This is a genomic window from Coprococcus sp. ART55/1 (genome assembly GCF_000210595.1).
GTDB lineage: Bacteria > Bacillota > Clostridia > Lachnospirales > Lachnospiraceae > Coprococcus > Coprococcus aceti.
In genome coordinates this window covers 1,319,479-1,328,630 of record NC_021018.1, presented here as the reverse complement: position 1 = coordinate 1,328,630, position 9,152 = coordinate 1,319,479, and the positions used below count along the sequence as shown (strand labels likewise).

Sequence of the window (9,152 nt, the reverse complement as noted above, 5' to 3'; positions counted from 1 at the left end):
CCTCACAGTCGGTAGCGTTGTGAAGCCTGTAACTGATAAACACAGGATATCAAGGGCGAAGTTTGCATATGTTATAGATGCAACAGCGGCACCTATATGTATCATAGCCCCATGTATCATCATGGGCTGCGGCCGTCAGTGGATTTGTAAAGGGTGAGGATGGCTTTGGTCTGTTTATAAAGGCCATACCATATAACTATTATTCATTCCTCACACTTGCGATGATGATCGCAATGATCGTTATGAAGGTTGAGTTTGGTTCCATGGAGAAGCATGAGCTCAATGCCCTGAAGGGAGATCTTCTCTCAATGGGAGATGGCAAGAAGACTGTCACAGCAGAGGAGACTGATGTGGTCAACAGCAACGGCAAGGTAGTTGATCTTATAATACCTATCATATGTCTTGTTATCTGCTGCATTATAGGAATGATCTACACAGGTGGATTCTTCAGCGGTGTAAGCTTTGTAGAGGCATTCTCAAACAGTGATGCATCTGTTGGACTTGCAATTGGAAGCTTGTTCGGACTGCTTATTACAATTCTTCTGTATGTGATAAGAGGAGTCCTGGATTTTGGTAAATGTATGGAGGCTATACCAGAGGGCTTTAAGGCAATGGTACCGGCTATACTGATCCTTACATTCGCATGGACGCTCAAGGGAACTACCGATATGATGGGTGCAAAGGATTTTGTACAGACAGCAATGACATCTGCATCGGGAAGTCTGTTTAGTTTCCTTCCTGCGGTTATATTTATAGTTGGATGTCTCATGGCGTTTGCAACAGGAACATCATGGGGAACATTTGGAATACTTATCCCTATTGTGTGTGCAGTATTTGAGGGTAAGAATAATGAGCTTATGATCATAGCGATATCAGCATGTATGGCTGGAGCTGTGTGTGGAGATCACTGCTCACCTATATCAGATACCACTATCATGGCATCAGCAGGAGCGCAGTGTAACCATGTAAATCATGTGGCAACACAGCTTCCATATGCGATAACAGCGGCTATCATGTCATTCGTGTCATATGCTATAGTTGGACCGCTTACATACCATCTGCATGTTAAGTGGTTTATCATGCTTCCGATATTCATAGCAATGATGGTTCTTCTGATATTTGTACTCAGGGTCATCAAGCGCAGGAATCCTGCAAGTTATGTGAATGCGGATACTAGAGTAGCGGATGCGGAGTAGGCAGATCAAATTGTAAATAAAAGGTATATTTAACGAAAAAAATAGTTGACTTATGATGGAACATAAGTTAATATGTGAGAGTAGAGTTTTCATTTATTTGAATCCTCTCTCCCCTCATTATGGTGACCAGGTACCCCCTGGTCACTTTTTTGTTTATATGGACAAAATATAGCATGGGCACTTTATATTTGTTAACTTGAGCAATCACATGTAAAGGTATATTCTATATACCATAGATGCCGGGGAGACAGACATCATAATAAATAAAGGAAAGAGAGTAGTTATGCAGGATAACAGAGAGATAACAAATGAAGAAGTCCAGAAGGCTTCGGAGATAATCAACAATTTGCTGAGTTACTATAACAGTAAGGTTGTGGGACAGCCTTATCTGGGATATTCACTTCTGGTTGCAATGATGACAAACGGTCATGTGCTTCTGGAATCCGTTCCAGGACTTGCCAAGACCACTGCTGCCAGGGTTATGACAGAGGCGGTTAATGGATCATTTTCAAGGATCCAGTGTACACCGGATCTTATACCGAGCGACATAATTGGAACCCAGATGTACAACATGGCGACCAATACATTTGAGGATAAGATAGGTCCGGTTTATTCGAACTTTGTACTACTCGATGAGATAAACAGGTCCAGTGCGAAGACACAGAGTGCCATGCTGGAGGCGATGCAGGAGAGAGAAGTCAGTATAGGAGGAAAGACATATAAGCTGCCGGAGGTGTTCGTGGTAATAGCGACCCAGAATCCGATCGAATCTGAGGGTACGTATGTGCTGTCAGAGGCACAGCTTGACAGATTCCTTCTCAAGGAGACTGTGACATATCCAAGCGCAAGGGATGAGATGGAGATACTCAACAGAGTGGAGGCAGGAGTTTTTTCAGACGTGAAGTCCGTTGCCAGCGTTGACGATGTGGTGTATCTTCAGAAGCTGTGCAAGAGGATTTATATAGATCCGGCGATAAAGAAATATATAGTTGATATAGTTCAGGCAACCAGAATGACGGATAAGATACTTGCACCTGAGCTTGCACAGTATGTTGCCATGGGTGCGAGCACAAGAGCGGCTATTGCGTTCATGGAGGTAGCAAAGGCAATCGCACTTATAAATGGGAGAAGATATTGTGTTCCTGATGATGTGAAAGCACTCAGATATTCAGTCCTGAGACACAGGATCATGCTTACATTTGCCGCTGTTGCGGAAGACGTGAAGATTGAGAAGATTATAGATGCCATAATAGGTTCGGTTAAGACGCCGTAGGGGAAGACAGTTAATTATGAAGATGACATATATATCCAGAATACAGGGAAATATGAAGGGATATAAGACCATATATACTACCAAGGCAACGTCGAGGATAATCGATGGTTCGTACAATTCCATCTATAAGGGCAGGAGTATGAACTTTGATGAGCTCAGGGAGTATGTCATTGGCGATGATATCAAGGACATGGACTGGAAAGCATCTGCCAGGAGCCAGAAGCTTCTGGTCAGACAGTATATCGCCGAGAAGAAGCATAATATAATGCTGGTGATGGATGCCGGAAAACGTATGCTTGGATATGCCAATGATGTTCAGGAGAAGAGTGACGTTGCACTTATGGCGGCAGGAACCCTGGCATATATGGTGTGTGACAATGGTGATTATGTGAGCGCTACTTATGTTTCAGACAGGGGCGTGGAGCACTATCCGTTTAAGACAGGCTTTGCAAATGTCGAAAATATTCTTGCGGGTTACCACAGGAACGTTACCATGACTAATGACTCGGATACGGGGGATGCGCTGAGCTTCATTGCGAGGAATTTCAGGAGGAGAATGATCATACTTGTGGTGACGGACACCAGAGGTATCCTGAATATGTCGGAGGCAACTGTAAAGCAGTTAAAGGTACTGCATGATATACTGCTTATAAATGTTGAGGATGCCGGGATGAACGGTAAGAATGTATATGACATATCCGGTGACACATATATTCCTGAATTTTTTACCAGGGACATGAAGCTGGCAAAGAAAGAAGAGAGGAAAAGGCAGGAGCTTTCAAGTGCCTGTGACGACAAGCTTAAGAAACTTGGTATTTCGTACCTGACGGTCAGGTCTTCTGACAGCATGGATGAAAAGATAGTAGAGCTGCTCAACAAGCACAAGACTGAGAGCTCTGGAAAGTAGTTAAATGGGCTGATGCCCGGAGATAAGAGGAAGAAGATATAAGATATGGAAAGTTCAGTGAATTTGCAGGAGCCGCTTTCGTATGTGGTATGGCCGATCGTGCTGACCGGAGCGATAACAGCCGCAGTGCTGTTGTTCTTTGGTGTCTGCTGGTATCTGGGAAGACGTAGAAAAATGGCGGCGGAGCTGCCGAAGGTGGTGAGGCCTGCGCCTATGGATATGGGTAGAGTGAAGGCCAGATATCTGTCAGAACTGGCGGATATTGCGGGACAGTATGATCAGGGAAAACTTGATGTAAGAGGTGCATATCAGCGTATGAGCCGTTGTATCAGGGGATTTGTTCATGCTGCAACCGGCATAAGGGTTCAGAATTATACTCTGTATGATATAGAAAGATTAAACATGCCGGAGCTGTACTACCTTGTGGCTGAGTATTATGCGCCGGAATTTGCAAGAAAGTCCGATGGTGATGTGAGGGCTTCCCTTGAGAAGACAAGGAGTTTGATTGAGAGATGGCAATAAAATATCATATTGTTCTATATGCAGGCCTGGCTATTGCGCTGTTTATGCTGGTATTTGTGTTTGTGAAATACAAAAAGACAAAGGAATATGCCGGAGGAAAAAAGATCGCAGGGCTCATATTCCAGGAAGATGAGGCATATTTCAGGAAAAGAAAAATATTATATAAGACCGGGCTTACAGCCACGCTCATATGCTGCGTACTGGTTGTCGTATCGGCATTCCTGCTCATGGCAAAACCATACACGAGCAGGCGTATGCAGGATGAAAAGTATTGCAGGGACATCATTCTGTGTATCGACATATCAACATCCGTGGATTATCTCAACGAGAATCTGCTGGACAAGCTGAAGAAAACAGTTGATGAGCTTCAGGGCGAACGTTTTGGAATCGTGATATTTAACACAAGTCCGGTGCTGCTTACTCCGCTCACGGATGATTATGAGTATGTGAAGGATCAGCTTGATCTGATCGCACAGTGTCTGAAGAGCAGAAATGAAGTGAATCTGGACGATGCATTTTCATCGGGGTACGACTGGATATATTATCAGGCATATATATCATCTGGAACTCTGATTGGAAATGAGCAGAGGGGAAGCTCACTTATAGGGGACGGCCTTGCTGCTGCGGCAATCGATTTTTCGGATGCTGACAAGGAGAGGACAAAGGTGGTAATATTCTCCACTGACAATGATATACAGGGAACACCGGTGGCAACTCTGGATGAGGCGGCCGATATATGTGTTTCAAACAATGTCACGGTGTATGGAGTTGGAACAAAGGAGATGACACCGGAAAACAAGGAGTCCATGAAGAATGCGGTGGAGAAGACCGGTGGTAAATTCTATCTTGAGGAGGAATCCGGATCATTTGGAGAGATAGTATCATCGATAGAAAAGCTGAGTAAGAATCTGGTCAAGGTGAGGATGGTGGATGTTGAGACACCTGAGCTGTTATATCCATTTGTATTGATGCTGGTTCTGTTTGCAGGAATGCTAGGACTTGGCCGCTGGCTCAAATTATAAGACGTTACAGGAGAGAATTATGAGAATAGATCCAATTATACCAATCTGGCTTATGCTCATATTGTGCGTTGGCATGGCGTTCCTGAAAAGGCGGAAGAGAAGCGCATATATAAGGCAGATAGCTGCCATCATACTGATATTTCTCATCAATCTGAGGATCATGGTCCCAAGCAGCAACGTGGAGACAAGTGTCCGGAAGCTTGACACATATGTGCTGTTCGTTGTGGATGACACCATAAGCATGCTGGCTCAGGATTATGCTGGGGATACAGAGAGGCTGACGGCGGTGAAGAAAGACTGCGAGCACATAGTTGATGAGATGGACGGTGCTAAATTTGCAGTCATAACTTTCAATAATAGTGCAAATCTGATATCGCCATATTCGGATGATTCAAATTTTGCAAAAAGTGTTCTGGATTCAATATATCCGCTGGATTCGCTATATGCCAGGGGGTCGTCCATGAATGTCTGCATAGATGTGATGACGGATACCCTTAAGCGTGCAAAGGAGAAAAATGATGGAAATGTGGTCGTGTTCTTTATAAGCGATGGTGAAATAACCAACGACGACAGACTCAAGTCATTTGACGGGGCGAAAAAATATATTGATGGAGGCGCAGTGTTGGGGTACGGCACAAAGGAAGGCGGCAACATGTATGTGAAATCATATTACGATGACCGGAAGGAGCTGCTTGAGGACACATCGGACTACCCGTATAAACCAGCGGTGTCGAAGATCGATGAGGATAATCTGAAAAAGATTGCCGATGATCTGGGCGTCGACTATATAAATATGAACGATGGTTCTGCGCTGGATAAGGTTGTGGAGAAGTCACGGGGAACCGCTGAGTCAACGGATAAGGGTAAGACTATAGGATATGTGGATATATATTATCTGTTTGCAGCATTATTTGCAGGACTTGTTGTATATGAATTTTTTGATATGAGAAAGAAAGTCATAAAATGAAAAACAGATCAGGAATAATAAAGATCGTTGCTGCAGTGACCGGAGCTGTCAGCCTGCTGTGTATGGCGGTGCTTCTGGTGAATTATCTGTGCAATGAGCATTTTATAAGTGAATACAAAAAGGGACAATATGTGGACAGCACAGTGAACGCTGTGCTTGGCTTTACTCAGCCACATATATACCATTATAATCTTGGTGATGTATATTACAGTCAGGGAGATTACGAGGGCGCCGAGCAGGAGTTTCGTAAGGCACTTGAAAAGAAGCCGGGTGGTGAGTCCGACTGTAAGACAAGGGTCAACCTCGCGCTGTCCATAGTGAAGCAGATAGATCCTGATGGTGTTACCAAAGAGAATCTGGATGAGGTGATAGACATACTTGAGGGGGCAAAGGACATTCTCATAGAGAATGACTGCGCTCACAGGGATGATGAGGATGGACATTACGAGGATGCACAGACTCTGAAGGATGAGATAGATGCCTTTGAGGAACAGCTCAGGAAGCAGACGGAGGAACAGGATCAGAAAGGTGATCAGGATCCAAATGACCAGAAGGATCAGGGCAGTGACGATGAAAACGAAGAGGATACACAGGAGCCTCAGTCTTCTGATAAGGAATCGGAGATACGAAAGCAGCTCGATGCCATCCAGGGAGACAGTCTTGAGCAACGAAATCAGGAGATGGATGCATACGAGACATACAAAAATGAACATGATTACTACGGCGGACGCACTTGGTGATCATACATTAATAGACATTAAATTCTAAATATAAAACTTGCGCAATATTAAGACGCGGGGTATAATACTGCTAGTTATGGTCATTTGTGGAAAAGTGACCAGAATAAGGAGATAGAATCGAGCAATGGTAAATGAAGAAAAGGTCATTCTAATGACGAAGATCGCCATGTACAAGGAGTCGCTTGGGCGTGAGGATCTCGAAAAGGGTAAATATTTTCAAAGTGACTATGTGAAGCTTAACTGTCTTAAGACAATTGTTTCATCTACGGTGCTGTTTGTAGTTTTTGCCGCAGCTTACATATACTATAATCTTGCAGATATAGTTGAGAAGCTCACAGAGCTTGACTATGTGAAGGTGGCGAGCAGCATTGTGGGCGGCTATGCAGTGGTGTGTATTGCATTTGCGCTTTTCGCGTGGGTCTTATATACATACAGATATATGAAGGCAAAGCCAAAACTCATAAAGTATAACCAGAATCTTAAGAAACTGATAGAATTTTATGAGAACGAGGACGGAACACGCCGTTCTGTCAAAAAAAAGAGGAGGGCTAACTGATAATGTCAACACTTCTGGATTTCCGCGATGGAGTAAAGAATTTTTGTAGTAAGTATGATAAATTTGTTTCACCACTGTGTAAGTTTATACTGGCACTTGTTGTGTTCTGGTCAATAAACCATCTTACAGGATATAACAGCACGATAAGCAGTATCGTAGTGGTCCTGGCAGCAGCTTTTGTGTGTGCGTTCCTTTCAGGCCAGCTCACACTTGCCATTGCAGGACTGTACGCATGTGCCCAGGTTGCCAGCGCAAGTCTGGAGCTTGGAATCTCATTTGTTGTCATATTTGTGATAATGTATTGTGTATATATAAGATTTTTCCCTAAGGCATCATGGATCATTCTGTTTATGCCATTCTTTTACATTATAAAGTTCCAGTATTTCATGCCGATCCTGGCTGGAATGACAGCTGGATTTACAGGAATGGTTCCTGCAGCATTTGGCTGTATATTCTACTTCTTCCTGAAGCATACTGCTGATTACGTCGCTTTAAGCTCAAGTTCAGCAGAGGGTGATCTGATAGAGGGATACAAGTATATTTTCCAGCATCTGGTACAGGATAAGACACTTCTGCTCACCATAATAGTGTTTGCAGTTGTTATAGTTCTTACATACATAATATATAGAATGTCATTTGCATATTCATGGTACGTTGCCATCATCACAGGCGGTGTGGTAGAGATCATACTGTTCCTGGTTGGAACTTTGTCCATGGAAGTTGAGGTATCCCTTGCGGGGGCTCTGCTTGGATGCATACTGGCGATACTGGTGGCCATAGTGGTTCAGTTCTTCAAGATAGTTGTGGACTACTCAAGTGTTGAGAATACACAGTTTGAGGACGATGACTACTACTACTATGTAAAGGCTGTGCCAAAGGTCATGGGTGGTGCCCAGAGAAAGGCAGCCAGAAGAGAGCAGCCATCGCCAAGACCACAGCAGAAGAGGACGACTTCGTCCGGATCAGGCGCACAGAGAAGCCGGTCTGCGGCAAAGGAAGATTCTGTTACAGGATCAACAAGATAGATACATTGAAAAGAGCTTACATGTGAGTGACCTGACTTTTGTCAGGTCACATTAATTATACGGAGTATTTATATACCGAAAGGAGGATGAAATGGATAAGATATCAACGTTTATATCAACGTATTTTGATTGGTTTTATATAACAGTTCCAGGCACAGTAGATATAATAGAGATACTTATTTTGTCATTCTTTATATACAGGATCATGTTGTGGTTCAAGCAGAGCAGAGCATGGACTCTTCTGAAGGGTATAGTTATGATCGTGCTCTTCACTGCCATTGCGGCGGTGTTCCAGTTCAATACGATCTTATATCTGCTTAAGAATGCATTCAGTGTGGGAATAATTGCGGTGGTGATCCTGTTCCAGCCGGAGTTCAGACGAGGACTTGAACAGCTTGGAAGAAAGAAGCTGATCAATTACATTATACGAGATGGCGAGGATGATGGTGTTATATCGGAGAAAACGATATATGAGCTTGTGAAGACGGCCCAGGTTCTGTCTGCAAACCGTACCGGTGCACTCATAGTCATTGAGAATGAAGTTGCACTGGGCGAGTATATTGATACGGGAATACCGATCGATGCGGTCGTGACTAACCAGTTACTTCTCAATATATTTGAGCACAACACACCGCTTCATGATGGTGCGGTGATCATAAGAAAGAACAGGGTGGTTTCTGCCACATGTTATCTGCCACTGTCTGCAAATGACTCCATCAACAAGGAGCTTGGAACACGACACAGAGCCGGTATAGGTATCAGTGAGGTGTCAGACAGTATGACTCTTATCGTATCTGAGGAGACAGGTTCAATATCCATTGCACAGGGAGGCGAGCTCTTCAGGAATCTGGACAGCGAGGGCGTGAGAAGGCATCTTCAGACGCTGTGCAAGGAGTATAATGGAAGAAAGAGCCACAGGTCTTCAGGTGCCCGTCCGGTTAAGC

General features: G+C 43.9%; 9 protein-coding genes and 1 pseudogene. All 10 read left to right on the top strand.

Annotation, left to right across the window (positions count from 1 at the left end; translation table 11 throughout):
- A pseudogene (locus CCU_RS06195) lies at nucleotides 1-1,196 on the top strand (Na+/H+ antiporter NhaC family protein); the annotation flags it as partial.
- 283 nt (nucleotides 1,197-1,479) lie between these two features.
- On the top strand, nucleotides 1,480-2,469 hold the full coding sequence (locus CCU_RS06190; protein ID WP_015533980.1) for an AAA family ATPase: 990 nt from the start codon (nucleotides 1,480-1,482) through the stop codon (nucleotides 2,467-2,469).
- A 16-nt stretch (nucleotides 2,470-2,485) separates the two neighbouring features.
- Nucleotides 2,486-3,376: a DUF58 domain-containing protein gene (locus tag CCU_RS06185; RefSeq protein ID WP_015533979.1), complete on the top strand. Its 891-nt coding sequence runs from the start codon at nucleotides 2,486-2,488 to the stop codon at nucleotides 3,374-3,376.
- Between the two features lie 45 nt (nucleotides 3,377-3,421).
- Complete coding sequence (locus tag CCU_RS06180; protein WP_015533978.1) at nucleotides 3,422-3,898, top strand: hypothetical protein; 477 nt, start codon at nucleotides 3,422-3,424, stop codon at nucleotides 3,896-3,898.
- Entirely contained in the window at nucleotides 3,889-4,920 is a 1,032-nt protein-coding gene (locus CCU_RS06175; RefSeq protein WP_015533977.1) for a VWA domain-containing protein, read from the top strand. The genes CCU_RS06180 and CCU_RS06175 overlap by 10 nt, the downstream gene beginning before the upstream one ends.
- 19 nt (nucleotides 4,921-4,939) lie before the next feature.
- Nucleotides 4,940-5,887 (top strand): vWA domain-containing protein, encoded by a 948-nt coding sequence (locus tag CCU_RS06170; protein WP_015533976.1) that lies wholly within the window; start codon nucleotides 4,940-4,942, stop codon nucleotides 5,885-5,887.
- The gene (locus CCU_RS06165; protein WP_015533975.1) at nucleotides 5,884-6,627 is read left to right on the top strand and encodes a tetratricopeptide repeat protein; all 744 of its coding nucleotides are present in this window, start codon (nucleotides 5,884-5,886) and stop codon (nucleotides 6,625-6,627) included. Before CCU_RS06170 ends, CCU_RS06165 begins: the two co-directional genes overlap by 4 nt.
- A gap of 124 nt (nucleotides 6,628-6,751) precedes the next feature.
- Entirely contained in the window at nucleotides 6,752-7,183 is a 432-nt protein-coding gene (locus CCU_RS06160; RefSeq protein WP_015533974.1) for a hypothetical protein, read from the top strand.
- A gap of 2 nt (nucleotides 7,184-7,185) precedes the next feature.
- Nucleotides 7,186-8,208, top strand: a complete 1,023-nt coding sequence (locus CCU_RS06155) for a hypothetical protein (protein ID WP_015533973.1) — start codon at nucleotides 7,186-7,188, stop codon at nucleotides 8,206-8,208.
- Nucleotides 8,209-8,299: 91 nt separating this feature from the next.
- A partial coding sequence (cdaA, locus tag CCU_RS06150; RefSeq protein ID WP_208896039.1) for a diadenylate cyclase CdaA occupies nucleotides 8,300-9,152 on the top strand: 853 nt, incomplete at its 3' end.

What these genes read in the sequence shown, in the direction of transcription:
- CCU_RS06190 (WP_015533980.1), top strand. Translation starts at nt 1,480, where the DNA reads ATGCAGGATAACAGAGAGATAACAAATGAAGAAGTCCAGAAGGCTTCG.
- CCU_RS06185 (WP_015533979.1), top strand. Translation starts at nt 2,486, where the DNA reads ATGAAGATGACATATATATCCAGAATACAGGGAAATATGAAGGGATAT.
- CCU_RS06180 (WP_015533978.1), top strand. Translation starts at nt 3,422, where the DNA reads ATGGAAAGTTCAGTGAATTTGCAGGAGCCGCTTTCGTATGTGGTATGG.
- CCU_RS06175 (WP_015533977.1), top strand. Translation starts at nt 3,889, where the DNA reads ATGGCAATAAAATATCATATTGTTCTATATGCAGGCCTGGCTATTGCG.
- CCU_RS06170 (WP_015533976.1), top strand. Translation starts at nt 4,940, where the DNA reads ATGAGAATAGATCCAATTATACCAATCTGGCTTATGCTCATATTGTGC.
- CCU_RS06165 (WP_015533975.1), top strand. Translation starts at nt 5,884, where the DNA reads ATGAAAAACAGATCAGGAATAATAAAGATCGTTGCTGCAGTGACCGGA.
- CCU_RS06160 (WP_015533974.1), top strand. Translation starts at nt 6,752, where the DNA reads ATGGTAAATGAAGAAAAGGTCATTCTAATGACGAAGATCGCCATGTAC.
- CCU_RS06155 (WP_015533973.1), top strand. Translation starts at nt 7,186, where the DNA reads ATGTCAACACTTCTGGATTTCCGCGATGGAGTAAAGAATTTTTGTAGT.